Source organism: Comamonas sp. GW821-FHT11H03 (assembly GCF_058807955.1).
This window is the reverse complement of the sequence record NZ_JBXARF010000001.1, coordinates 156,774-181,030: the sequence shown is the minus strand read 5'-3', so window position 1 is coordinate 181,030 and position 24,257 is coordinate 156,774. Positions and strand designations below refer to the sequence as shown.

General features: G+C 62.6%; 24 protein-coding genes. 13 read left to right on the top strand and 11 right to left on the bottom strand.

Annotated features, from left to right (window positions below; genetic code table 11):
* Positions 1-53 precede the first annotated feature (53 nt).
* Genes mhpD through AC1RTQ_RS00840 form a run of 3 tightly spaced genes read right to left on the bottom strand, consistent with a single transcriptional unit; the run spans position 54 to position 3,596 of the window.
* Positions 54-836, bottom strand: coding sequence for a 2-keto-4-pentenoate hydratase (mhpD, locus tag AC1RTQ_RS00850; RefSeq protein ID WP_034349610.1), 783 nt, complete (start codon positions 834-836; stop codon positions 54-56).
* 22 nt (positions 837-858) lie between these two features.
* On the bottom strand, positions 859-1,824 hold the full coding sequence (locus tag AC1RTQ_RS00845; protein WP_302089248.1) for a 3-carboxyethylcatechol 2,3-dioxygenase: 966 nt from the start codon (positions 1,822-1,824) through the stop codon (positions 859-861).
* A gap of 2 nt (positions 1,825-1,826) precedes the next feature.
* Positions 1,827-3,596 carry a bifunctional 3-(3-hydroxy-phenyl)propionate/3-hydroxycinnamic acid hydroxylase gene (locus tag AC1RTQ_RS00840; RefSeq protein ID WP_492873685.1) on the bottom strand — a complete coding sequence of 590 codons (1,770 nt, stop codon included), beginning with the start codon at positions 3,594-3,596 and terminating at the stop codon, positions 1,827-1,829.
* Between the two features lie 327 nt (positions 3,597-3,923).
* On the opposite strand from AC1RTQ_RS00840, the gene AC1RTQ_RS00835 reads away from it, so the two are divergent.
* The gene (locus AC1RTQ_RS00835) at positions 3,924-4,709 is read left to right on the top strand and encodes a DNA-binding transcriptional regulator (protein ID WP_003071383.1); all 786 of its coding nucleotides are present in this window, start codon (positions 3,924-3,926) and stop codon (positions 4,707-4,709) included.
* Positions 4,710-5,188: 479 nt separating this feature from the next.
* Here AC1RTQ_RS00835 and AC1RTQ_RS00830 read toward each other — a convergent pair whose 3' ends face one another.
* Complete coding sequence (locus AC1RTQ_RS00830; protein WP_492873683.1) at positions 5,189-6,133, bottom strand: LysR family transcriptional regulator; 945 nt, start codon at positions 6,131-6,133, stop codon at positions 5,189-5,191.
* 115 nt (positions 6,134-6,248) lie between these two features.
* Between AC1RTQ_RS00830 and AC1RTQ_RS00825 the strand changes: the two genes are divergently transcribed.
* The 5 genes from AC1RTQ_RS00825 to AC1RTQ_RS00805 all read left to right on the top strand — a co-directional run bounded on the left by AC1RTQ_RS00825 (position 6,249) and on the right by AC1RTQ_RS00805 (position 12,027).
* A complete protein-coding gene (locus AC1RTQ_RS00825; RefSeq protein ID WP_492873682.1) occupies positions 6,249-7,238 on the top strand; it encodes a Bug family tripartite tricarboxylate transporter substrate binding protein in 990 nt (329 codons plus the stop codon).
* A 2-nt stretch (positions 7,239-7,240) separates the two neighbouring features.
* Entirely contained in the window at positions 7,241-8,290 is a 1,050-nt protein-coding gene (locus AC1RTQ_RS00820; protein ID WP_492873680.1) for a 4-hydroxythreonine-4-phosphate dehydrogenase PdxA, read from the top strand.
* Between the two features lie 60 nt (positions 8,291-8,350).
* On the top strand, positions 8,351-9,523 hold the full coding sequence (locus tag AC1RTQ_RS00815) for an L-rhamnonate dehydratase (RefSeq protein ID WP_492873678.1): 1,173 nt from the start codon (positions 8,351-8,353) through the stop codon (positions 9,521-9,523).
* Between the two features lie 11 nt (positions 9,524-9,534).
* Positions 9,535-10,464 (top strand): dihydrodipicolinate synthase family protein, encoded by a 930-nt coding sequence (locus AC1RTQ_RS00810; RefSeq protein WP_302089255.1) that lies wholly within the window; start codon positions 9,535-9,537, stop codon positions 10,462-10,464.
* 114 nt (positions 10,465-10,578) lie between these two features.
* Entirely contained in the window at positions 10,579-12,027 is a 1,449-nt protein-coding gene (locus AC1RTQ_RS00805; protein WP_492873676.1) for an aldehyde dehydrogenase family protein, read from the top strand.
* 88 nt (positions 12,028-12,115) lie between these two features.
* Here the strand turns inward: AC1RTQ_RS00805 and AC1RTQ_RS00800 are convergent, their stop codons facing one another.
* Entirely contained in the window at positions 12,116-12,328 is a 213-nt protein-coding gene (locus tag AC1RTQ_RS00800; RefSeq protein WP_302089257.1) for a hypothetical protein, read from the bottom strand.
* Between the two features lie 238 nt (positions 12,329-12,566).
* Between AC1RTQ_RS00800 and AC1RTQ_RS00795 the strand changes: the two genes are divergently transcribed.
* Together AC1RTQ_RS00795 and cutA are read left to right on the top strand one after the other, a co-directional pair.
* Complete coding sequence (locus AC1RTQ_RS00795) at positions 12,567-13,571, top strand: 2-dehydropantoate 2-reductase (RefSeq protein WP_492873675.1); 1,005 nt, start codon at positions 12,567-12,569, stop codon at positions 13,569-13,571.
* A gap of 42 nt (positions 13,572-13,613) precedes the next feature.
* Entirely contained in the window at positions 13,614-13,988 is a 375-nt protein-coding gene (gene cutA, locus AC1RTQ_RS00790; RefSeq protein WP_302089259.1) for a divalent-cation tolerance protein CutA, read from the top strand.
* Between the two features lie 108 nt (positions 13,989-14,096).
* Here cutA and ftsY read toward each other — a convergent pair whose 3' ends face one another.
* A complete protein-coding gene (gene ftsY, locus AC1RTQ_RS00785; RefSeq protein WP_492873674.1) occupies positions 14,097-15,263 on the bottom strand; it encodes a signal recognition particle-docking protein FtsY in 1,167 nt (388 codons plus the stop codon).
* A 64-nt stretch (positions 15,264-15,327) separates the two neighbouring features.
* Between ftsY and AC1RTQ_RS00780 the strand changes: the two genes are divergently transcribed.
* The 4 genes from AC1RTQ_RS00780 (at position 15,328) to coaD (ending at position 19,493) form a co-directional block, all read left to right on the top strand.
* Positions 15,328-16,761 (top strand): M16 family metallopeptidase, encoded by a 1,434-nt coding sequence (locus tag AC1RTQ_RS00780; RefSeq protein WP_492873672.1) that lies wholly within the window; start codon positions 15,328-15,330, stop codon positions 16,759-16,761.
* Between the two features lie 17 nt (positions 16,762-16,778).
* Positions 16,779-18,131: a M16 family metallopeptidase gene (locus AC1RTQ_RS00775; RefSeq protein ID WP_492873671.1), complete on the top strand. Its 1,353-nt coding sequence runs from the start codon at positions 16,779-16,781 to the stop codon at positions 18,129-18,131.
* Positions 18,128-18,838: a 16S rRNA (guanine(966)-N(2))-methyltransferase RsmD gene (gene rsmD / locus AC1RTQ_RS00770; protein ID WP_492873669.1), complete on the top strand. Its 711-nt coding sequence runs from the start codon at positions 18,128-18,130 to the stop codon at positions 18,836-18,838. The genes AC1RTQ_RS00775 and rsmD overlap by 4 nt, the downstream gene beginning before the upstream one ends.
* A gap of 160 nt (positions 18,839-18,998) precedes the next feature.
* Entirely contained in the window at positions 18,999-19,493 is a 495-nt protein-coding gene (gene coaD / locus AC1RTQ_RS00765; RefSeq protein ID WP_302089263.1) for a pantetheine-phosphate adenylyltransferase, read from the top strand.
* 4 nt (positions 19,494-19,497) lie between these two features.
* On the opposite strand, the gene AC1RTQ_RS00760 is transcribed toward coaD, so the two are convergent.
* From AC1RTQ_RS00760 to AC1RTQ_RS00740, 5 genes are all read right to left on the bottom strand, one after another.
* Complete coding sequence (locus tag AC1RTQ_RS00760) at positions 19,498-20,553, bottom strand: zinc-binding metallopeptidase family protein (RefSeq protein WP_492873667.1); 1,056 nt, start codon at positions 20,551-20,553, stop codon at positions 19,498-19,500.
* A gap of 120 nt (positions 20,554-20,673) precedes the next feature.
* Positions 20,674-20,994, bottom strand: a complete 321-nt coding sequence (locus AC1RTQ_RS00755; protein WP_003074528.1) for a BON domain-containing protein — start codon at positions 20,992-20,994, stop codon at positions 20,674-20,676.
* 72 nt (positions 20,995-21,066) lie between these two features.
* A complete protein-coding gene (locus tag AC1RTQ_RS00750) occupies positions 21,067-21,609 on the bottom strand; it encodes a hypothetical protein (protein WP_492873665.1) in 543 nt (180 codons plus the stop codon).
* A gap of 163 nt (positions 21,610-21,772) precedes the next feature.
* On the bottom strand, positions 21,773-21,934 hold the full coding sequence (locus tag AC1RTQ_RS00745; protein WP_003051882.1) for a DUF1328 domain-containing protein: 162 nt from the start codon (positions 21,932-21,934) through the stop codon (positions 21,773-21,775).
* Positions 21,935-22,092: 158 nt separating this feature from the next.
* A complete protein-coding gene (locus AC1RTQ_RS00740; RefSeq protein ID WP_492873663.1) occupies positions 22,093-23,442 on the bottom strand; it encodes a sensor histidine kinase in 1,350 nt (449 codons plus the stop codon).
* A gap of 133 nt (positions 23,443-23,575) precedes the next feature.
* Here AC1RTQ_RS00740 and AC1RTQ_RS00735 point away from each other — a divergent pair, with 133 nt between their 5' ends.
* The gene (locus tag AC1RTQ_RS00735) at positions 23,576-24,208 is read left to right on the top strand and encodes a response regulator (RefSeq protein ID WP_003051886.1); all 633 of its coding nucleotides are present in this window, start codon (positions 23,576-23,578) and stop codon (positions 24,206-24,208) included.
* Positions 24,209-24,257 lie beyond the last annotated feature (49 nt).

Sequence of the window (24,257 nt, the reverse complement as noted above, 5' to 3'; positions counted from 1 at the left end):
GAATAATCGTTATGAGCAATGGAAAACGGGGCCGGGAATGCTTTCGAGAAGATTCACCGTTCAAACTGCGCGTACACGGAGCCGACGCCGCTGATGTGGGCTTCGAAGCGATCGCCGGCATTCACTGCGACCATGGGGCCCAGGGCGCCGGTCAGCACGAGGTCGCCGGCTCGCAGCGCCTGGCCGAGGCTGGCGAGTCGGCGGGCCAGCCAAACGGCGGCATTCAGGGGATGGCCCAGGCAGGCTCCACCGGAGCCGGTGGAGACGACATCGCCATTGCGTGTCATCTGCATCTCGCACAGCTTCAGATCCAGTGCGTTGAGCGCAGTCGGTACGGCGCCCAGCACGACCAGACCGCTGGACGCGTTGTCGGCCACGGTGTCAATGAAGCGGATGTTCCAGTCGGCAATGCGGCTGCCCACGATCTCGATGGCCGGAAGCACATAGGCGGTGGCGCTGATGACATCCACCAGCGTGGTGTCGGGTCGCTCCAGATCCTTGGCCAGCACCAGCGCCACCTCGGCCTCGACCTTGGGCTGAAGCGTCCGCGACAGGGGCACGACCTCATCGTCGCCATAGAGCATGTCGGCGAACAGCGTGCCGAAGTCGGGTTGGTCCACGCCCAGCTGCTTTTGCACGGCAAGGGATGTCAGCCCGATCTTGCGACCCACAATCCGGCGCCCCTGACTCTGTGCATACAGCACATTGGCCAGTTGCACGGCATAGGCGCTGTCGTTGTCGGCGATCTCCTCGCGCAGGGGAGCAATGGGGGTGGCGGTGGCTTCCGCGTGGCGCAGGCGTTCGGCCCAGACCTGTATTTGCTTGGTGGTCGGCATGGCAGTCTTGAAAGTATGAGGATCAGTGGTGCATGAACATCACGCCATAGCCCGCAATGAGCGATGGAATGGCGCGGTAGGTCCGTACAGGGCAGGGCAGACGGGTGTTGGCAGGCAGGGCGGAGCGCGCCACCAGCCAGGTCTTGGACTCATGGGCAGAGTTGCCGGCCATGGCGCCGATCGAGGCTTCGCTCATTGCACATAAGCCGTCCAGCTGGCCGCTGGCCATGGCGTCCATCCATTGCAGATCCCACTCGGGGTTGAGCGGCTTCATCCAGCTGTCGCCATTGGCCAGAGCCAGACCGGCTGCCTTGACGCGCTCGGTCTTGAGCTCGCGCTCCTGCTCTGTGGGCGTGGAGCGCACGGTAATGCGCTCGCGTACGGCTGGGTCAGGATGGGCCAGTGTCGGCACGGGAGGCTCGTGCGACAGCCCGCCCGAACCAATCAGCAGTGTGCGCTGTGGCAACCGGTCGAGAAAGCTGCCAATGCCTTCTCCCAGTGCCTTGCATCGGGCCATGCGCGCAATACCGGGTTGGGCTACTGCATTCATGAAGATGGGAATGACAGGCGGCGTGTCCATCTCGTCCCCCCACAGAAACTGCAGGGCCTGCGAAAAGCCGTGATCGACCCACATGCGCCGCGACACCGCGATATCGAAATGTTTGTCCATCAGGTGGTCGGCCAGCGCTATGGCCAGTTCTCCAGCCACATTGAGAGGACCGGCTGGAGACAGATAGTCGCCCACGGCCGTTGCCTGGCTGCCGATGCAAAACGGCGGCATCAGCTCATTGAAGAAGCCGTTGTAGTGGTCCGGACCCAGCAGCACGATGAGCTCTGGCGAGAACTCGTGAACGGCCGCGCGCGCCGCAGCAATCGCCTGGTCGATGGCGATCTGATCGTCTGCAGCGACAGGGTTCAGACCGAGCAAAGGCGAGTGCGACATGCCAAGAAATGCCCGGCGCGCAGTGGCGATGGCGCTACCACTCATCTTCATGCCTCCAGTGGGGAATGCAGTACCCGGGCCATCTGACGGGTGACAGCGCTGACCTCCTGCGGAGATGCCAGCGCCGCGACAAAGCGGTCCGGGCGCACGAACACCACCGACTTTCCCTGGGCGGTGAACCAGTCCTTGAGGCGGCCTTGTTCGTCGCCAACGGTCAGCACGCCATCGCGCGTGGGCGTTGGATGAAGCAGCTGGCCAGAGGGCATGGCACGAATGAAGCGAGCGCCAAGGCGCTGCCAGAAGTTCAGAGCCGCTTCGTCCATGCCATAGCTGGGGTCCGTACCCCAGGCCAGAATGCAGAAATTCAGTCCGACAAAGTCGTCCAGCAGGCCAGAGTGGCCGTTCGCAGTGGCCACCCGAGGCTGAATGAACATCCGGCCTACGGGACTGGAAGCCGCTGTCTCCAGGCCATGCACCAGACGCCCCACCAGAGACTCCTTTTTTTCCGCCATCAGGCCCAGAAGGCGGCTCAAGGGAGTGTTGCCCGAGCGGTCCAGCAGAGCGGCGAACGGTGTCCTGGCTCCTTGATTGCCGGTGCCCGTGTGGTGCAGCACCACGCCCTGCTCGTAGCGCGGCATGGGTTTGAAGCGCATCTCGGCGAAATACTGCTTGACGGGCGGCACAGCGTTCAGGGCCAGCATCACCGTGTCGCGTACTTTGGCGGCGGTATGGCTTTCAGGGGCAAAGATGTCGCCTGCCACCTCGGACAAATGGATCATGCTGCGGGCATGGTCGCGGCGTTCCTGTTCGTAGCTATCAAGCAGGCCGCTGCCGGCCTCTCCCCTGATGACCATGGCCAGCTTCCAGGCGAGATTGCTGGCATCGCGCATGCCGCTGTTGTAGCCCTGGCCCTGCCAGACCGGCATGATGTGCGCGGCATCGCCTGCCAGCAAGACTCGTCCGACCCGAAACTGCGCCGCCAGTCGTGCGTTGTGCGTATACACGCGCTTGCGGATGTAGTCGACCTTGTCTGGATCTGCGACGACCTTGCGCATCAGTTGGGCAAGGTTCTCCGGCTTTGAGAGCTGCTCTTCGGTCTCCCCAGGCATGACCATGAATTCAAAGCGGCGAATGCCATGCGGCAGGGCTGCAGAGACGTAGGGGCGCTCCGGGTCGCAATGCATGTCGATATGAGGGGTTCCCAGGGGGTCATTGCGTACATCAACCACAATCCATTGATTGGGTTTGGTACGGCCCTCAAAGGGCACGTTCAGCGTGCGACGCACCAGACTATTGCCGCCATCGCTGGCGACCAGGTACCTGGCGCGCAGTGTGCGCTCTACGCCCTCGGAACTCCTGAGTGTGGCGGTGACGCCAGCATCGTCCTGGGTAAAGCCGTGAAGCTCCTGACCCAGCAGTACCTGGACCTGTTCAAAGCGCTGCAGCCCCCGGTACAGGATGTCGTCTACCTGAGGCTGGATGAAGGCGTTGCGGCGGGACCATCCGTACTCATCGGTGCGAGGCTCGATCGAGGCAAAGCACTGGCCGTTGGCGGTGTAGAAGCGCATCCAGTGATGAGGGGTGATGTGTGCCTGTACTTGATCGGACAGACCTGCTGCTTGCAGCGTGCGCAGTGATTCGTCGTCAATGCCGATGGCTCGGGGGTAGTCAATAATCTGTGGCAGCTTCTCTGCCACGATGACGCGTACACCAGCCAGCCCCAGAGTGTTTGCCAGTGTCAGCCCTACCGGGCCGGCGCCAATGATCAGGACATCGGTATCGTCTTGACTCGCTTGGTTTTCTTGGGGGGCGTTCATTTTCAGTCTCCGTATTGGGTGAGCGCATCGAGTGCTGTTTTGATCATTGTCAAAACACTCGAGGAGTCTGAAAACACTGTGCACCTGGTGCACCTATTGCTAGGTGCATACCCTTGCTGTCACCGCTTGCACCGTCTTCCAATCCGTTGACGTGAGACCACGTAAGGTGGGCGTCGGGATGGTGCATGACAAAGCTGCGCGCGGTTGCGCATCGAGTCGGGAATATTCATGGAGCGCAGCAGCACAGCACCCGGCGGTTGCGCCGTATGGCCTGCGGTATTCATACTTGGGCATTCCCAGGAAATCTTCACTTTTGAGCACAGTCCCATGAATGACTACAAGGATGTACGCAGCTTGTCGCGAGGGCTGGCTCTGCTGCAGGCCATGAATAGAGCCCCTGGCGGCATCGCTTCAACCACGGCACTGGCACAGGCATGCGATATTCATCGCACCACCGTCAAGCGATTGATGGAGACCTTGCGGGCGGAGGGTTTCGTGCGCAGGGGGGAGAAAGACGGGCAGTACTACCTGACTTTTGCAGTGCGCAGCCTTAGCGAAGGACTTGTCGATGATGCCTGGGTTGAGCAGGTCGCACTACCGCTGATGCGTGCTGCTGTGCCCGAGCTGCTTTGGCCTTGCGATCTGGGGACCGTGGAAGGCGGCTTTATGGTGGTGCGTGAGAGCACGCACCGTTTCAGCCGGTTGTCTCAGCATCGCGGCATGATTGGAGAAAAATTGCCGCTGTTCTTCACGGCGATGGGACGCGCCTATCTGGCGTCTTGCACCAAAGACGAGAAGGAAGGCTTGCTCTCGTTGCTCGCTCAGCGTGACGATGCCACTGGTGCCATGGCAAGGGATAGAGCATCGGTAGAGCGTTTGATTGAAGAGACGCGCCAGCGAGGATATGGCATCAGCGATGGTGACTGGCATCAGCAAGCGCCGTTTGGAGCAGTCGCAGTGCCCTTGAAGTGTGGACGTCGTTTGATAGGAGGTCTGAATCTGGTCTTCCCGAAGTCTGCTGTCGCCAGGGAGGAGCTGCTTGCCCGCTATCTTCCCCGATTGAAGAAGCTGGCGGTGCGCATGGGCAAGGATGTGGCGCCTTGGCTGGACTAGATGTTCAACCGGGAAGGTCTGGTTTTCGTGGGACTTCCTGTCTGTTCAAGCCGCTCTCGACTCTTCGTGCAAAGCAACAACCTGCTTCGCGCATCTCTGGAGTGGTCGCATCGTCATTCAGAACCAGTCACCCCGCAGATAGCCCTGCGGTTCCAGGCATGAAGGACGCGCTCGCCGATCCACTTGCCGATCTGGCGGCCACTTCGGCGCACAGCGGTTGGCCGAGTTTCAGCAAGCGCAGCCCATGTTCATCAAGGCCTTGGGTTTGATGGCGCATGCGCTGGGCGGCCAGTGATTCTTCGGTCTTGAATGCGCAGCCCTGAGGCCCAGGATTTTCAAGGGCGCTTGAGAGCCTGAGCGCCTTGGATCTGAGTGCCTTGGGCATGGGACGCCTCTGAAGGAAGAGACGGGGCGCTTGTGCAAGACCGAATTGGCAAGAGTGCCGCTCAAGAGTGCAGCTCAAGAGTGCAGCTCACTTTTCAGGCCGCTGCGTCGTGACGGTGCAGCAGATCCAGGAACATCTGTGCCGAGCGGCTGATGGGCCGATCCTTGCGTACCAGGCTGCCATAAGCCTCCAGGCTGCGCCTTGTCTGATACGGCAGGATATGCAGCATGCGGTGGGCGGCATGAAGATCTGCCACCGTGCGCGGAATCACGCCCACCATGTTCGAGCTTCGCACCAGATTGATGGTGGTGAGTATGGAGCCGGTTTCGATCAGGCCGCGTGGCAGCGGCAGACTGTGCTCGCGAAACTCCTGCTCGATCAAGGTGCGCATGGGGCTGCCGGGCGGCTGCATTACCCAGCCATGTCCCTGCAAGGCCTGCAGGCCGGGCCGCTGCAGCGACAGCAGAGGGTGCTCCTCCCGCACGATGAAGGCCAGCTGCTCGTCGTCGATCGGGCAAAAGCGGCAATCGCTGCCCGCTTCATTGGTCATGCGCCCGACGACCACCTCCAGCACGCCCTCACGCAGCTGCGCCAGCAAGCGATCGCTGGTGTCCACGGCCACTTCCAGCTCCAGCAGGGGCAGCTGTTTTTTCAGCTCCAGCAGGGCCTGGGTAAGCCGCCCGGGCGATGCGGCCATGATGCTGCCCACGGCCAGCCGTCCGGAGCTTCCCTGGCGCAGCTCGCCCAGTTCGCGATTCAGGGCCTCGATATTGCCGCGCAGCGAACGGAAATACTCCAGCACCCGCTCGCCTGCCGCATTGCGCTGCAGCCGCCGGCCCACCCGCTCGAACAGCGGCTGACCCAGGGCATCTTCGAGCTCCTGCAGCATCTTGGTGGCGGCCGGCTGGGTCAGACCGAGCTCGGCCGCTGCCGCGCGCAAGGTCTGGCGCTCGTCGATGGCCAGTATCAAGGCCACCTGGCGCATGCGCAGCCGGTTCAGCAGCTGTGGCGTGTTGTCGCGTTTGTCGATCGATCCCATGGCATGGCTTCTTATTGCTTCAGGTTATCGATTAATCAATAACTTTCAGTTTACGCATATCAGCGGCTTCCCTAGGATCGGGCTGCGATGAAATAAAAAAGCCAAGGAGACCAATGTGCAAAGACGTCATCTACTTTCTCTAGCCGCAGTGTGCGGCGCCGCCGCGCTGCCCTGGCAGGCCCAGGCCCAGGCCCAGGCACAGGACTCTGCGAACTGGCCCGTCAAGCCCGTGCGCATGCTGGTGGGCTCCGCTCCCGGAGGCGGCACCGATGCCATGGCCCGCGCCGTGGCCGACAGGCTGGGGCCGCTGCTCAAGCAGCCGGTGATCGTGGAGAACCGGCCCGGCGTCTCCAACACGCTGGCCGTGGACATGACGGCCAAGGCCACGGACGGCCACACCATGGTCATGGGCGTGGTCACGGCCCATGCCATCGCGCCGCATCTGCTCAAGCTGGGATACGACAACAACCGGGATCTGGTGCCCGTGGCCTTTGTCGGCTCGGTGCCCAACGTGCTGGTGGTGGGCAACTCCGTTGCCGCCAACTCGGTGGCGGAGCTGGTGGCCATGGCCAGGAAGAATCCCGGTCAGATCAATTTCGCCAGCAGCGGCACGGGCAGCACCCAGCATATCGCTGCCGAGGTGTTCAAGGATGCGGCAGGCATTCAGATCACCCATGTGCCCTACAAGGGCAGCGCCGCCGCTCTGGTCGATCTGGTCAGCGGCCAGGTGCAGATGAGCTTCGACACCATGCCCTCGGTCATAGGCCAGATCAAGGCCGGCAAGCTGCGCGCTCTGGCGGTCACTTCGCCCCAGCGCAACCCCCAGCTGCCCCAGGTGCCGACCATGGCCGAAGCGGGTCTGCGCAATGTGGAAATCAGCGCCTGGTACGGCATCTACATGCCCGCCTCCACGCCCAAGGCGGTGCAGCAAAAAGTGCATGACGAGGTCAACAAGGTCATCGCCATGCCCGAGACCAAGACCCGTCTCGAAGCCGTGGGTGCCGAGTTGCGGCCCATGTCCCAGGCCGACTTTGGCAGCTTTCATCTCGCCGAGTACAAGCGCTTTGGCGACATCATTCGCAAGAACAACATCAAGCTGGATTGAGCATGAGCAAGGTTTCTCTTCCCGTTGTCGCCCTGACCCTGGGCGATCCTTCCGGCATCGGCGCCGAACTCATCGCACGCTTGCTGGCCAGGCCGCAAGCCACCGAGCAGGCGAATCTGGTGCTGATCGGCGATCCCTGGCTCTGGGAGCAGGGCCAGCGCATCGCCGGTGTGCAAGTGACAACCGTTGCGCTGGACGGCCTGTCCGCAGCGCGCGAGCGTGCCGATACGCGGCTGCCGGCCTTTGTGGCCGTGGACACCGTCGCCCAGGCCGATGTGGTGCAGGGGCAGGTGGGGGCGGCGGGCGGCCGCTCGGTGCTGCAGGTGCTCGACCAATGCATGGATGCGGCACTGGCGGGCGATATCGACGCCATCTGCTTTGCGCCCTTGAATAAGCAGGCCATGAAGCTGGGCGGCCTGCGCCACGAGGACGAGCTGCACCACTTTGCCGAGTACCTGGGCGTGACCGGCTACTTCTGCGAGTTCAACACGCTGGGCGATCTCTGGACCTCGCGCATCTCTTCGCACGTGCCGCTCAAGGATGTGGCCGGCTATCTGAGCGTGGAGCGCATCAGCCAGGCGGCCGAGCTGATCTACAACGCCTTGCGCGCCAACGGTTTTGCGGCACCCAAGGTGGCGATTGCCGGCTTCAACCCGCACAACGGCGACGGCGGCACCTGCGGCCGCGAGGAAATCGACATCATCGCGCCCGCCGTGCAGGCCCTGCAGGCGCGCGACTGGCCCAGCGATGCGCCGTTCCACGGCCCGTTCCCGGCCGACACCATCTTCCTCAAGGCCCAGGCCGGCGAGTACCAGGCCATCGTGACCATGTACCACGACCAGGGCCAGATCGCCATCAAGCTGCTGGGCTTCTCGCGCGGGGTGACGGTGCAGGGCGGCCTGCCGATTCCCATCACCACGCCGGCCCATGGCACGGCCTACGACATCGCGGGCCAGGGCAAGGCCAATGCGGAGGCCACCTGGCAGGCGCTGCAGATTGCCGCACGCATGGGGGCCGCCCACCGCGATCGCCAGGCCGCCCCAGCCGTCTGAGCCCATTTTCCGGGCGGCTTGGGCCGCCTGTCCCACTCACTCTTTTCTTCCGAGGTCTGTATGAAGATCAAGTCCGTCCGCGCCCGTGTCTATCAATGGAAGGGCAAGACCGTTCCGCCCCAGGGCAACTTCTGCTCCAACGCCATGGATCTGGTCTATTCCAACACCGAGTCCATGAGCACCTTCCGCTTCCATTCGTGGACCGTGGTCGAGATCGAAACCGATGACGGCATCATCGGCCTGGGCAATGTGGCCCTGGCGCCAAAAATAGCCAAGGCCATCATCGACGAGTACCTGGCGCCCCTGGTCATCGGCCAGGACCCCTGGGACTACGAATACCTGTGGCAGCGCATGTACCGCGCCACCCACGCCTGGGGCCGCAAGGGCGTGACCATGGCCGCCATCTCGGCTGTGGATCTGGCCATCTGGGACATTCTGGGCAAGAGCGTGAACAAGCCCGTGTTCAAGCTGCTGGGCGGGCGTACCAAGGAAAAGATTCCCTGCTACTACAGCAAGCTCTACCGCACGGACCTGAAAGAGATGCAGGACGAGGCGCAGAAATTCCTCGATCAGGGTTTCAAGGCCTTCAAGATGCGCTTTGGCTACGGCCCGGCCCATCTGCAGGACGGCGTGCGCGAGAACCTCAAGTCGGTCGAAGCCATCCGTGAAGTGATCGGCTACGACACCGACCTGATGCTGGAGTGCTATATGGGCTGGAACCTGGAGTACGCCAAGCGCATGCTGCCCAAGCTCGCCAGGTTCGAGCCGCGCTGGCTCGAAGAGCCCGTGATCGCCGACGACATCGACGGCTACGCCGAGCTCAACGCCATGAACATCATCCCCATCTCGGGCGGCGAGCACGAGTTTTCGCTCTACGGCTTCAAGCAGCTGCTGGACAGGAAGGCCGTCTCCGTCGTGCAGTACGACACCAACCGCGTGGGCGGCATCACGGCGGCGCACAAGATCAATGCCCTGTGCGAGGCCTATTCCGTGCCCGTGATCCCGCATGCCGGCCAGATGCACAACTACCACCTGACCATGAGCACGCTGGCCTCGCCCATGGCCGAGTACTTCCCCATCTTCGACGTGGAAGTGGGCAACGAGCTGTTCTGGTACATCTTCGACGGCGAGCCGGTGGCCGACAACGGCTTTTTGCAGCTGCGCGACGACGTGCCGGGCCTGGGCCTGTCGCTCAAGAGCGAGTACCTGGATCAGTTCGACATCATCGAATAAGGAGCCGCACCATGCCTGGACTCTCGAACCCGCGCTACCGCGGCATCTACCCGGTGGTTCCCACCACCTTCCACGAGGACGGCACGCTGGACCTGGCCAGCCAGAAGCGCTGCCTGGACTTCATGATCGACTCGGGCGTTCATGGTCTGTGCATCCTGGCCAACTTCTCCGAGCAGTTCCTGGTCTCGGACGAGGAGCGCGAAATCCTCACGCGCACGGCGCTGGAGCATGTGGCCGGCCGCGTGCCCGTGATCGTGACCACCACCCACACCAGCACCAAGGTCTGCGCCGAACGCAGCCGCCGCGCCCAGGACATGGGCGCCGCCATGGTCATGGTCATGCCGCCCTACCACGGTGCCACCTTCCGCTTTGGCGAAGCCCAGGTGCAGGCCTTCTACCAGGGCGTGTCCGACGCCATCGACATCCCCATCATGGTCCAGGACGCGCCGGCCGCAGGCACGCCGCTGCCGCCCGCCTTTCTGGCCCGCATGGCCAAGGAGATCGAACAGGTCAGCTACTTCAAGATGGAAACCGCCGGTGCAGCAAACAAGCTGCGCGAGCTGATCGCCCTGGGTGGTGAAGCCATCGAAGGCCCGTGGGACGGAGAGGAAGCCATCACCTTGCTGGCCGACCTGGAGGCCGGCGCGACCGGTGCCATGACCGGCGGCGGCTTTGCCGACGGCATACGCCCCATCATCGAGGCGCACCGCGCAGGCGACAAGGACAAGGCTTTCGAGCTGTACCAGCGCTGGCTGCCGCTGATCAACCACGAAAACCGCCAGGCCGGTTTCCTGGCCGCCAAGGCGCTGATGAAGGAGGGCGGCGTGATCGCCTGCGACGCGCCGCGCTCGCCCTGGCCGCCCATGCATCCCGAGGTGCGCCGCCAGTTGCTGGACATCGCACGCCGGCTGGACCCGCTGGTGCTGCGCTGGGCCCGTTGAGACGACTATGAATACAGGAGCTGTTAGCGCTTGTTGATTCAAGAATTCAGATACTTTTCATTCTGATATCTATGAATAACGGGCGCAACAAGCTCCTTTATCAAGAGCATATCCATGACCCCACACCACAATCTGATCAACGGCCAGTGGACGGCTGCTGACAGCTACGCCTCCAACACCAACCCCAGCGACCTGTCCGATGTGATCGGCGAGTACGCCCAGGGCGGTGCGTCCGACGTGCAGGCCGCCGTGGCCGCTGCCGCTGCTGCGTTTCCCGCCTGGTCCACCTCGGGCATCCAGGCGCGCTCCGACGCCCTGGACAAGATAGGCACGGAGATCCTGGCGCGCAAGGCCGAGCTCGGCGAGCTGCTGGCCCGCGAAGAAGGCAAGACCCTGCCCGAGGCCATTGGCGAAGTCGGCCGCGCCGGCCAGATCTTCAAGTTCTTTGCCGGCGAATGCCTGCGCCTGACGGGCGAGACCGTGCCCTCGGTGCGCCCCGGCATCGGCGTGGAGATCACGCGCGAGCCGATGGGCGTGGTCGGCCTGATCACGCCCTGGAACTTCCCCATCGCCATCCCCGCCTGGAAGATCGCCCCGGCCCTGGCCTTCGGCAACTGCGTGGTGCTCAAACCCGCCGATCTGGTGCCCGGCAGCGCCTGGGCCCTGGCCGACATCATCCACCGCTCGGGTCTCCCCGCCGGCGTCTTCAACCTGGTCATGGGCCCGGGCCGCGTCATCGGCGAGGCCCTGGTCAATCATGCCGATGTGGCGGCCATCAGCTTCACGGGCTCGGTGGGCGTGGGCCGCGGCATCGCGGCAGCCTGCGTGGCTTCGGGCAAGAAGGTGCAGCTGGAAATGGGCGGCAAGAACCCTCAGATCGTGCTGGACGACGCCGACCTGGAGCAGGCCGTAGAGCTGTCGGCGCAAAGCGGCTTCTACTCCACGGGCCAGCGCTGCACGGCATCGAGCCGCCTGATCGTCACTGACAAGATCTACCCGGCCTTCATCGAAGCCCTGCAGGCGCGCATGGCGCGCATCAAGGTTGGCGATGCACGCGCCGCCGGCACCGACATGGGCCCCGTGGTCAGCCAGGCCCAGCTGGAGCAGGACCTGAGCTACGTGGAAATCGCCAAGGCCGAAGGCGCGCGTCTGGCGGCCGGCGGTGCCCGCGTCGCCTGCCACACGGGCAGCGGCAAGCAGGGCTACTACATGGCCCCCACGCTGTTTGTGGACACCGAAGCGGGCATGCGCATCAATCGCGAGGAAGTCTTCGGCCCCGTGGCCAGCGTGATCCGCGTCAAGGACTACGAAGAGGCCCTGGCCGTGTCCAACGACACGCCGTTTGGCCTGTCGGCCGGCATTGCCACCACCAGCCTCAAGCACGCCACGCACTTCAAGCGCCACAGCCAGGCCGGCATGGTCATGGTCAACCTGCCCACGGCGGGAGTGGACTACCACGTGCCGTTTGGCGGACGCAAGGGATCGAGCTACGGCCCGCGCGAGCAGGGCCGCTATGCCCAGGAGTTCTACACCACGGTGAAGACGGCCTATACGCTGGCGTGATGCGCTGGCGTAATGCGCTGGCCTGCGTTTTTGCGGATTGCTGCTTCTGCCGGGCCTGGTGCCCGGCTTTTTCATGGCGCGGCGGCGATCAGTCCAGCAGCGCTGCCCTGATTGTCTTGACACCGTCGGCGTTGTCCCAGACCCCTTCTTCCAGCGCGTCGTGAATGGTCTTGTCCAGCGCGGCGGCCAGTTGCTCGCGTGTCTGGGCCGCCTGGGGGCTGGCGTCCAGCACGATGCGCAAGGCGGTGGCCAGTGCCGTGATCTGGGCTGTGAGATTGATGACGGCGGTGTTGGAGCTCATGAGTCGGTCCTTGAAATGTCGATGAACAGGGCAGCGGGCAGGGCGCGCAGTGCGGCGTGCCCAGCTGTCAACGGCCCTCAGTGTCGCGCGGGTGGATACTGCTGTTAACGTATCAACAATGAGCGGCGGCCGTGACGATCTCGCCTGGTTTCAGGGGGCGAAAGTCTTCAGGTGCTTTGCGGTAAAGCGCCGGCAGCTACTGTTTTTGAGATTGATATAAGACAGGAGAGACAAGAGCATGCGTCTGAAGAGAGTCTGTATTTACGGTGCCGGCGCCATTGGCGGCTGGCTGGGCGTGGCGCTGGCCAAGGCGGGCTGCGAGCTGAGCGCCGTGGCGCGGGGCCAGACGCTGGCTGCGCTGCAGCATGGCGGCCTGACGCTGGTGCATGGCGAGGAGAGCGAGACCGTGGCCGTCAATGCGCAGCAGGACCCGGCCGCTGTGGGTGTGCAGGATCTGGTGGTGATTGCCGTCAAGGCGCCGTCCATGCCCGATGTGGCGCGTGCCGTCGCACCGCTGATCGGCCCGCAGACCCTGGTGCTGACCGCCATGAACGGCGTGCCCTGGTGGTTTCTGGCCGGTGGCGTGGATGCCGGCCTGCGCGGCCTGCAGCTCAAGGCCGTGGATCCGCAGGGCGAGATCGCGCGCGCCATTCCCACCGGGCAGGTGCTCGGCTCGGTGGTGCATGCCAGCTGCTCGCTCGACGCGCCGGGTGTGGTGCGCCGGCATTTCGGCAACAGCCTCATCGTCGGCGAGCCCATGGCCTTGCCCGGCGATGCGACCACGCCGCGCCTGCTGGCGCTGGCCGAGCTGCTGCGCGCGGGCGGCATCGAGGTCAGGCTCAGCGACAACATCCAGCGCGACGCCTGGTACAAGCTCTGGGGCAATATGACCATGAACCCCGTCAGTGCGATCACGGGTGCGACCACGGACAGGATTCTGGGCGATGAGCTGGTACGCAACTTCATCACGGCGGTGATGCTGGAGGCCCGGGAAATCGGCGCGCGCATCGGCCTGCCGATTGCCGACAGTCCGCAGGACCGCCATCAGGTCACGCTCAAGCTGGGCGGCTTCAAGACCTCCATGCTCCAGGATGTGGAAGCCGGCAAACCGGTGGAGCTGGACGCCCTGGTGGGCGCCGTGCGCGAGATGGGGGCCATGTGCGGCATGAGCACGCCGTTCACCGATGCGCTGCTGGGGCTGACGCGGCTGCGTGCGCAACAACTGGGTTTGTATCCGTTGTAACGCTCGGCGGATCGTGACGGTCTTGGGCCTAGACTAGTCGGCATGAGCACTACATCTACCCAGACTGCACCTCTCAAGTCCGCCCGTGCGCAGGACCTCCATTGGGCCACGCTGTGCGTGGTGACGACGACCGTGGGGCATTCGGCCGAGGCCGAGGACATGGCGCGGGCCCTGGTCTCGGCCAAGGCTGCGGCCTGCGTGCAGACCGAGCGCATCACCTCGTATTACGAGTGGGACGGTGTGCTGCAAACCGCTCCCGAATGGCGGCTGACCTGCAAGACCCTGCCCGAGGCCCTGGCGCGGCTGACGCAGCTGCTGCGCAGCCATCACAGCTATGAAGTGCCCCAGATCACCATGCGTACCGAGCGCTGCCTGAACGACTATGCCAAATGGCTCAAGCAGCAGGTGCAGCTCTGAAGTCTGAATAAAAAAAGGAGCGCCTTGCGCGCTCCCTTATTGGATTTCAATGCTAAATCTATCTGAAATCTTTATAGATAAAGCGCTGACAGCTATGGTTCTTACGGGTCAGGACAGCAGGGCCTGGGCGAACTCGCGTGCGCTGAAGGTTTCCAGATCCTCGATCTTCTCGCCCACGCCGATGAAGTAGACGGGCACGGGGCGCTCCTGCGCAATCGCGGCCAGCACGCCGCCCTTGGCCGTGCCGTCGAGCTTGGTGACGATCAGGCCCGTGAGCTGCAGCGCATCGTCGAAGGCGCGTACCTGGGTCAGCGCGTTCTGGCCGGTATTGCCGTCAATCACCAGCAGTACCTCGTGCGGCGCCGTGCCGTCGGCCTTGTTCACCACGCGCTTGATCTTCTTGAGCTCTTCCATCAGATGCAGCTGCGTGGGCAGGCGTCCGGCCGTATCGACCAGCACCACATCCTTTTTGCGCGCCTTGCCGGCGGAGACGGCATCGAAGCTCACGGCGGCTGGATCGCCACCGTCCTGGCTGATGATCTCCACGGTGTTGCGATTGGCCCAGACGCCCAGCTGCTCACGCGCGGCGGCGCGGAAGGTGTCGGCGGCGGCCAGCAGCACGGACTGCTCGTCGTCGGCCAGATGCTTGGTCAGCTTGCCGATGGAGGTGGTCTTGCCCGCACCGTTGACGCCGGCCACCATGATGACGGTCGGAGTGTGCTCGCCGATGGTCAGCGGCTTTTCCAGGGGCCTGAGCAAATCGGTCAGCGCATCGGCCAGCAGCGCCTTGACGGCGGCGGGCTCGGTGGTCTTGGTTTCCTTGACGCGGCGCTTGAGGTCATCGAGCAGATGCTGGGTGGCCTTGACGCCGGTGTCGGCCATCAGCAGCGCGTCCTCCAGCTCTTCATAGAGCCTGTCGTCGATTTGCGTGCCGGTAAAGACAGTGGCAATGCTGGAGCCGGTCTTGCGCAGACCGGCTTTCAGGCGTTCCATCCAGCTTTGACGGGAATCTGGGGCTTGCGGCTTTGCGGTAGGCTCTGGGGCTGCTACAAAATCCTGAGTAGCAGGCTGATCTTCGCCGGCCTTGGCCGTCGCACCGCCGCCAAAGGGCTTGCGCCACCAGGAGCTGCTGCCGTTTTCGGCAGGCGCAGCAGGCGTATCCTGTGGAGCGGGTCTGGTTTGTGCAGCAGGAGCGGGCGCCGCAGCTGCCTCGGCAGCGGGCGTGGTGTTCACCGCATCGGGTGAATTGGGCTTTTTCTTGAAAAAACTGAACATTGGCTGGTTTTTAGAATCGCATCATTCTATGAAACATGTACGCGCACTCCCTTTACTGGGCTTAATGGCCTGTTTGAGCGCTGGGGCAGCCTTGGCTGCGCCGGGCGCATCGTCGCAACCTGTGCCTGCTGCCGCCACGGCGGCCGTGCCGCAAGTGCAGCAGTTCACGCTGAAGAACGGCATGCAGCTGATCGTGCAGCCCGACCGGCGCGCGCCTACGGCCGTGCACATGGTCTGGGTACGTGTGGGCTCCATGGACGAGGTCGACGGCACCACGGGCGTGGCCCATGCGCTGGAGCACATGATGTTCAAGGGCTCCAAAAGCGTCAAGCCCGGAGACTTTTCCCGTCGCGTGGCGGCGCTGGGCGGCCAGGAAAACGCTTTTACCTGGCGTGACTACACGGGGTACTACCAGCAGATTCCGTCCAACCGTCTGGAAGACGTGATGAAGCTGGAGTCAGACCGTTTTGCCAACAACCAGTGGCCGGACTCCGAATTCAAGAAGGAAATCGAGGTCATCAAGGAAGAGCGGCGCATGCGCACCGACGACCAGCCGCGCGCCATGCTGATGGAGCAGCTGATGGCGGCCACCTTCATGGCATCGCCCTATCGCCGCCCCGTGGTGGGCTGGATGAGCGACCTGAACTCCATGACGCCCGGCGATGTGCGCGACTTCCACAAGCGCTGGTATGTGCCTGCCAACGCCGCCGTCGTGGTGGTGGGGGACGTGAACGTCAACCAGGTCCGTGCCTGGGCCGAGAAGTATTACGGCAGCATTTCTGCGCGCGCATTGCCGCAGCGCAAGCCGCAGACCGAACCCAGCCAGATCGGCGTGCGCCGCATCGAGGTCAAGCAGCCGGCCGAGCAGGCTTTTATCGCCATGGCCTATCGCACGCCCACCCTGAAGAGCGTGGACAAGCTGCAGGCCGAGGACAAGGACGCGCTGGCGCTGCTGGTGCTGTCCGCCGTGCTGGACGGTTATGACGGTGCCCGTCTGGAGCGCGCTCTGGTGCAGGGTGAAGGCCAGGCCAACGGCCGTGTGGCCGATAGCGCCGGCAGCTCGGCGAACATCATGGGACGCGGGCCCAGCCTGTTCATGCTGACCGGCGTTCCGGCCCAGGGCAAGACCGTGGCCGATGTGGAAGCTGCGCTGCGTGCCCAGATCAAGAAGGTGGCCGATGAGGGCGTGCAGGCCGATGAACTGGAGCGCGTCAAGACGCAGTGGATGGCTTCCAACGTCTATGAGCGTGATTCCGTCATGGGCCAGGCCCAGAACCTGGGCAACTACTGGATCCAGAACATGCCGCTGGATGCCGAGGACAAGCTGCTGGCCGAACTGCGCAAAGTCACCTCTGACGATGTGAAGGCCGTGGCCGCCAGATATTTTGGCGACGACCAGCTCACTGTCGGCACCCTGGTGCCTCAGCCTCTGCCGGCGGGTAGCAAGCCCCAGCGCCCCATGTCGGGCAAGGCGGATGCAGATAAATCCATGCACTGAGCGCAGCGGAGAAACATATGAAAACTATGAAAAAGATAGCTGCTGGCGCTTTTGTAGTAAGCGCTGGAATGGGTTTTTTGACCCAATCTGCCTGGGCCTTGCTGCCGATAGAGCATTGGACCCAGCCCAGTGGCGCCCAGGTCTGGCTGGTGCAAAGTCCCGGCATTCCCATGGTGGATGTGCAAGTGGACTTCGACGCCGGCAGCCGCCGTGATCCTGAGGACAAGGTGGGCCTGGCGACGGCCGTGGCCATGATGTCCTCCAAGGGCATCAAGGCGGCAGGCGATGCGCCTGCGCTGGATGAGAACGGCCTGGGTCAGGCCTGGGCCGATCTGGGTGCCAGCTTTGGCGCCAGCGCGGGGCGTGACAGCTTCAGCTATGGCCTGCGCACGCTGACCGAGCCCAATCTGCAGCAAAAGGCCGTGGCCCTGGCGGCACGCCAGATCGCCTCGCCAAGCTGGCCCGACGCCGTGTGGCAGCGTGATCGCGAGCGCTGGAGCGCCTCCATCAGGGAAGCCGACACCCGTCCCGGCACCGTGGCCTCCAAGGCCTTCCGCAAGGCCGTGTTCGGCAGCTCGCCCTATGGCTATCAGACCACGGTCGACAGCCTGGGCCGGATCGATATTTCGGCCATGCAGGACTTTCACCGCAAGCTGATTGCCGCCTGCCGCGCCAAGGTCAGCGTGGTGGGAGCGGTCAATCGCCAGCAGGCCGATGCCCTGGTCAAGCAGTTGCTGGGGCCGCTGCAGGCCACCAATGGCAACGACTGCCCGCCGCTGCCTGCCGTGAGCAAGGTGCAGGATCTGGAGCAAGCCAAGGTCGAGAACATTCCGTTCGAATCGGCCCAGGCCCAGGTGCTGATCGGCCAGCCTGGCATTGCGCGCAACAACCCCGATTTTCTCGCCGTGATGGTGGGCAACCATATCCTGGGCGGCGGCGGCTTCACCTCCAGGCTGATGGAGGAAGTGCGTGAAAAGCGGGGCCTGACCTATGGTGTCTCCAGCGACTTCTCGCCGGGCCTGGATCGCGGCGCCTTCATCGTCGGCCTTCAGACCCGTCCCGATCAGGCGGCCGAGGCACTCAAGGTCTCGCAGGACGTGTTGCGCAAATTCATTGCCGAAGGTCCTAGCGACAAGGAGCTCAAGGCGGCCAAGGCCAATCTGATCGGCGGCTTTGCCTTGCGCATAGACAGCAATCGCAAGCTGCTGGGCAATGTGGCCAACATCGCCTGGAATGGCCTGCCTCTCGATTATCTGGAGCACTGGACCGATCGCGTTCAGGCTCTGACCACCAAGGACGTGAAGGAGGCGATGCAGCGCATGGTTCAGCCCGAGCGCATGGTCACCATCACTCTCGGAGCCAAGCCATGAGCCGCAGTGCCATCAAGCTACACACCCCCGCAGGCCGCAAGGCGCTGGACAAGATGATTCACGAGTCCGAGCGCAAGGCGCAGGAGCTGGCGGCCAGCCGTCCGGCCCGCCCCGGAGCCAAGGCTGCCCAGCCTGCCGCTGCCAAGCCGGCGGCCACGGGGGCCGGTGAAATCCGCATCATCGGCGGGCAATGGCGTCGCACGCGTCTGGCCGTTGCGCAAAAGCCCGGTCTGCGGCCCACGCCCGATCGGGTGCGCGAGACCCTGTTCAACTGGCTGGGCCAGGACCTGAGCAACTGGAAATGCATCGATGCCTTCGCGGGCACGGGGGCACTGGGTTTCGAGGCCGCATCGCGCGGCGCCATCAGCGTCATCATGAACGAGCAGGATGCCGCCCTGGTGCAGCAGCTGCAGCGCCTTCAGCAAAAGCTCGATGCCCGGATGGTCAAGGTGCAGCGCGGCGATGCGCTGAGCTGCCTGAAGACCGTGGCAGGGCAGGATCTGATCTTGCTGGACCCGCCCTTCGGGCAGACCGAGCTGTTCGAGCCCGCGCTCAAGGCCGCCACGGCGGCCTTGAATGAGGGCGGCTTCATTTATCTGGAAGCTCCCGAAGCCTGGGCCGAGGATCGCTTGCTGGAAATGGGGCTGGAGCTGCACCGCTATCTGAAGGCCGGCGCCGTCCATGCGCATCTGCTGAAAAAGCAGTAAGGCTTTGCTGCCGCATCGGAAGCTGCAGGCGCTTCGAGCACAGGCGTCGGCAGCTCTTTTTTGCATGGGGCAGCGCTGCACAGGCCTGAATGCATAATCTCTTGACGCTGCACTGCAGCAACCCTCACCCTCATCAAGACCCGCAGGAGAGAGATAAGCCATGAGTCAGGACCTGATTGCTGTTTACCCCGGAACCTTTGACCCGATCACGCTGGGGCATGAAGATGTGGTGCGCCGGGCTGCACAGCTGTTTGGCAAGGTCATCGTGGCCGTGGCGGCAGGCCATCACAAAAAGACGCTGTTTTCGCTGGAGGAGCGCATTGCCATGGTGCGCGAGGCCTGCGCCAACTATCCGCAGGTGGAGGTGGAGAGCTTTGACGGGCTGCTGGCGCATTTTGTGCTCGCGCGCGGTGCCAAGGCCATGGTGCGCGGCCTGCGCGCGGTAACCGACTTCGACTATGAGTTCCAGCTTGCCGGCATGAATCGCACGCTGATGCCCGAAGTGGAAACCGTGTTCCTCACGCCCAGCGATCGCTATCAGTTCATCAGCTCCACCTTTGTGCGCGAGATTGCCACGCTCAATGGCGATGTGGACAAGTTTGTCTCCAAGGGCGTGCATGAGCGCCTGATGCTCAAGGTCGGCCGCAAGCCCTGAGCTTTCAGCTGCCCTGGCCCGCCAGCCTGCTGCGATAGCTGCTGATGGTCTCGTGGACAAAACGCAGCTTGTCCCAGGCCGGGCCCGAAATGGCGAATGGATAGGCGTCGCCATGGCCCAGGCTGCGGTTGAGGCTGTTGTGCAGCAGCGTCAGCGGCACCCACTGGGACTGCATCACCGAAAAATCGGGCGGCACCGGCCCCAGCGGGTTTTGAATGAGCTGCTGGCCGCTGCTCGGGATGTCCGGCACGGTAATGCAGGTGCCGTAGCTGGCTGCGGTCTCCAGCAAATCCACCATGTGCAGATAGTGAGCCCAGGTTTCGGCCCAGTCCTCCCAGGGGTGGGCCGTGGCATAGGCACTGATGAACTGATTGCGCCAGCTGTTGTCCAGCGGGTCCTTGCCGTAATGGCGCTGCAGCGCCTGGGCATAGTCCTGATTCTCATAGCCGAACAATGCCCTGAAGCGCTCCAGATGCTCGCTGTTCGCTATCAGCTGATCCCAGTAGAAATGTCCCGATTCGTGACGCAGATGTCCTGTCAGCGTGCGATAGGGCTCTTGCAGGGCCTGGCGGCGTTTGGCGCGCTCGTCGTCGTCTGCCTCCACGACGTTGAGCGTGATCATGCCGCTGGCGTGGCCGGTCATGACGGGATTCTGGCCGGGCAGGTCTGCGAGCAGGGAAAAGCGCGGCTCGGTCACGCGGTGCCCATGCGGGTCCAGCAGGCCCAGCTTGGCCAGGGTGTAGAACAGCCTACGCTTGACGACCTCGATCTTGGCCCAGCGCAGCTCATTGGCGGGATCGCTGCCGTCGGGCAGCCATTCGGTCTGGCGGCAGGAAACGCACAGCGTCTGCGGGTCTGAAGCCTCGATCGCAAAATTGCACAGGCTGATGTTGTGGCGGTGGGCGCAGGGGCGATAGCGTGCGTCGGGGGCCCCGGCCGACGCAAGAATGCCGACGCGCAGCTGATCGGGCAGAAATGCCTGGCTTGCGCCGCAATGCACGCATTGCAGGCTTTCAAAATAGATCAGGTGCCCGCAGGCCTCGCAGTTGAAGACTTGCATTCGAACACTTTAATGGCGAAGTCAGCCGCCATGTGTAGGAAAAAACAAAGCCAGCTCAAAAGCTGGCTTTGTGGCGGGAAGCGAGGCCCTCAGAAAGAGCCTTGCTTCATGCGTGCATCATCAGGGCCTGACCACGATGCTGTTGCGCACATCACGCACATGCTTGGTCGTGCGGGCAATTTCGCCGGCTCGGGCTTTTTCTGCTTCTGATTTGGCAAAGCCCGACAGCTGCACAGTGCCGTTCATGGTTTCGACGCTGATGGCGGTTGCCGAGACATTCTTGTCTTCGGCCATCTTGGCCTTCACCGCCGTGGTGATGCCTGCGTCGTCCACATAGGAGCCCACAGTCTGCTGGTCACGAGCAACCGAACAGGCCGTGGTACCCAGCACGGTTGTCGCAGCGACCAGACTGAAAGCCAAAGCACGAGTCAGATTCTTCATATGGTTCTCCCTTGGTTTTGAAAAGGCGCAGAGCACGCCTGCGAAGCTAGGAACGTCAGCACGTTCCAAGAGTTACTTCCTGCGCGAGCGGCCCAGAAAGAAGGCCGTCGCCAGGGCCGCGCCGGTCGCAGCGGCGATCAGCACGGAACGCCCGGGCTGTTCGGACACATACTTGGTGGTCGCATCCGCTGCGGTGTTGAACTGACGGCGTGCGCGGTGCGAGTTGTCGGCCCAGAAGTTGATGCTGCGCTCGGCCAGATCCTGTGCACGGTTGGCCAGGTTGTCGATCAGCGGGTTTTCGCTGTCGTCGAGATTGCGCATGTGACGCCCCGAGGAATCTATCGCCTCGGAGGCCGTGCGCCTTGCGCGGCGTGCAGTGTCTTCCACCTTGTCGGCAACATCCTCGGCCACGTCGCGTGCTTCGTTCACCATCTTCTGGGCGGCCTGCTTGCCTGAGTCCACGGCATCTTGCGCAGCGTCGGCCATCTTGTGCGCAGCATTCTGGGCGGATTGGGCGGCGTTCTTTGCCGTGTCCTTGACATCAGCCGCCACATCCTTGGCGGCGCCCTTGAGATCTTCAACCGTGTCCTTGGCGTCTTTTACGGCTTGGCTCATTGTTTGGAACTCCCTGAAATCTAGAAATTTTCGTGACAGCGTGTGCAGTAACGCCGGTCTGCGGAACTCTGCCTGCAGGAGGCAGAAGTTGAGAACGATCATGGCGAATACTGGTGGTTTGTGCAATGTGCATGAACAAAGTTCTACACATTCGGTGGCTTGGTCATTTCTTCACGAGGCCCATCAGGAAGGTGATGACGGCCATGACCAGAAAGACGAAAAACAGAATCTTGGCAATACCTACGGCGCTGGCCGCAATCCCGCCGAAACCGAAAACTGCAGCGATCAAGGCAATCACCAGAAAGACAATGGCGTAGTGCAACATGGTTTTCTCCTTTCGAATGCAGACCGACAGGCATTGATGTGCGGCCATGTATTGACTGTAGAGAACTGAGCAGCCAAAGCTTGACGGCAAGCTTCTGTCACCAGGGTCGGGGTATTTAGGGACAGTCATGTAGGACTGCGTTGACCTGCGCCCCGAGTTCAGGTGTTTGCCATGGTCAAAGGAATGACTGCCGAGATAGTGGTTCCCTTGCCGGGCTGGGATGCCACGGTGAGCCTGCCGCCAACGGCTTCGACACGGTGTTTCATGCCTGCCAGGCCATGGGAGTTGGGGCGCATGCTGGCCGGCTCGAAGCCTTGACCATCGTCCTGGATCTGCACGGCCACATAGGTGGGATAGTTGTGCACCGTCACGATGACATGGCTGGCCCTGGCGTATTTTCCGATGTTGGTGAGGGACTCCTGTACGACGCGATAGACCGTCAGCTGCGTGGATTCAGGCAGGTCCACTTGCTCCAGACTGCATTCCACCTCGATGTTGCTGCGCTCACCGAATTCTCGGGTCAGGATCTCCAGGGCGGTGGTCAGGCCCAGGTTGGACAGAGAAGAGGGGCGGAGGTCCTCGATGATGCGGCGTTTGAGAGCGATTCCGCTGTTGAGCGTCTCGATCAGATGGGTGATGCGTTCGGAGACGTCGGGTATCGAGGTGTCGATCTTGGACTTCAGGCGCGCCACGTCCAGTTTCGCGGCGGTCAGCAGCGAGCCCAGTTCGTCGTGCAACTCGCGTGCCAGGTGCGCTCGCTCATCCTCGCGTACCTGCTGCAAATGGGTTGCCAGCTCGGTGAGGGCCGCCGTGCGGTCGCGAACGACTTCCTCCAGACGATTGCGTTCATCGCGCTGAATCTCCTGCTCGCGCTGATGTGAGTGCTGCAGCGCATTGGCCTGTCGCAAATACATGAAGAAGCCCAGAATCCCCAGTGCGGTCACTGTCGCAATTCCCAGGCGTGACAGGCCCAGCGTTTGTTCGATATCCGCGAGATTGGACTTGACGCGCTGGTCGATGCTGTCCATCAGGGTTTTGATGTGGCCCCGTATGGCATCCATGTTTTCCATGCCTACGTCGGTAAACATCACAAAGCGCCACGCTTCATCGTTGCCCTGGCGATAAAGGCGCAGGCTCAGCTCCATTTCGCTGGTCTTGCGCTCGACCTGGCGGGCCAGCGGCGTGAAGGTTGCCAGCTCTTTGGGGTCCATGATGAAGATGCCGCGCAGGTCATCCATGCTGCTGCTGATGGCGGCGGAGGCAGAGTTATAGGGCTCGAGATAGCGCTCCTCTCCTGTCAGCAGGTAGCCGCGCAGGCCGGTTTCCGCATCCAGCATTTGCTGCATCAGCAAATTGAGCTTTGCTCTGGTGGCTTGCGTCTTGGTGAGCGTGTCCAGAGCATGCAACGAGCGCTTATAGCCTGCCTCATTAATGCTTACCATTAAGACTGCCGCAATGACTGCGATCGTCAGGCTGACTGCAATTTTGCGGATATTGGTCCAACGCATCTACATCCTCTCACCTACAAGGCAATTACCTGATATTCTGCATAACCGTAGCGTCAACGACTGACATCATAGTGCGGGTCTTAAAATGTGATGCGCCCTGGAGATGAGCGCAGTTTCATGAAAAGAGGTGTTCATGATAAAAGTAGGCATAGTGGATGACCATGCGATTGTTCGCTCGGGATTACGCCAATTCCTGTCGGAGCATGTAGATCTGAGGGTCGTGGGGGAAGCGGGCAACGGACGAGAGGCCATTGACCTGGTTCGGGAACATGAAATTGACGTGCTGCTGATGGACTTGTCCATGCCGGGGCAAAGCGGCATAGATGCCTTGGCCATGCTCAGAGCCAAAGCACCTGATATGGGCATCCTGATACTAAGTGGATACCCTGAGGAACATTACGCCATCAACTTGATTCGTCAGGGTGCCAGCGGATATCTCAACAAGGAGTGCGATCCTCAGGATATTGCAGAGGCCATCCGGACTGTGGCGCTGGGAAGGCGTTACCTGACGCCGGCAGTGGCAGATCTTTTGGCCCAGCAACTCAACCGCAAGGATGATGTTCCGGCACACGAGCAACTGTCGGAGCGTGAATTTCAGGTATTTTTGAAGCTCGCGCGCGGCGAGACGGCTGGAGACATCGCCAAATCGCTTTCGTTGAGTGTGAAGACAGTGAGCACTTACCGGACAAGGCTCATGGAAAAAATGGGCCTTTCCTCCAATAGCGACCTGACATACTATGCGCTGAAAAATCGATTGATCGATTAATGAAAGCTCAAATAAAAAAGGCTTGAGATATTCAAGCCTTTTTTATTTT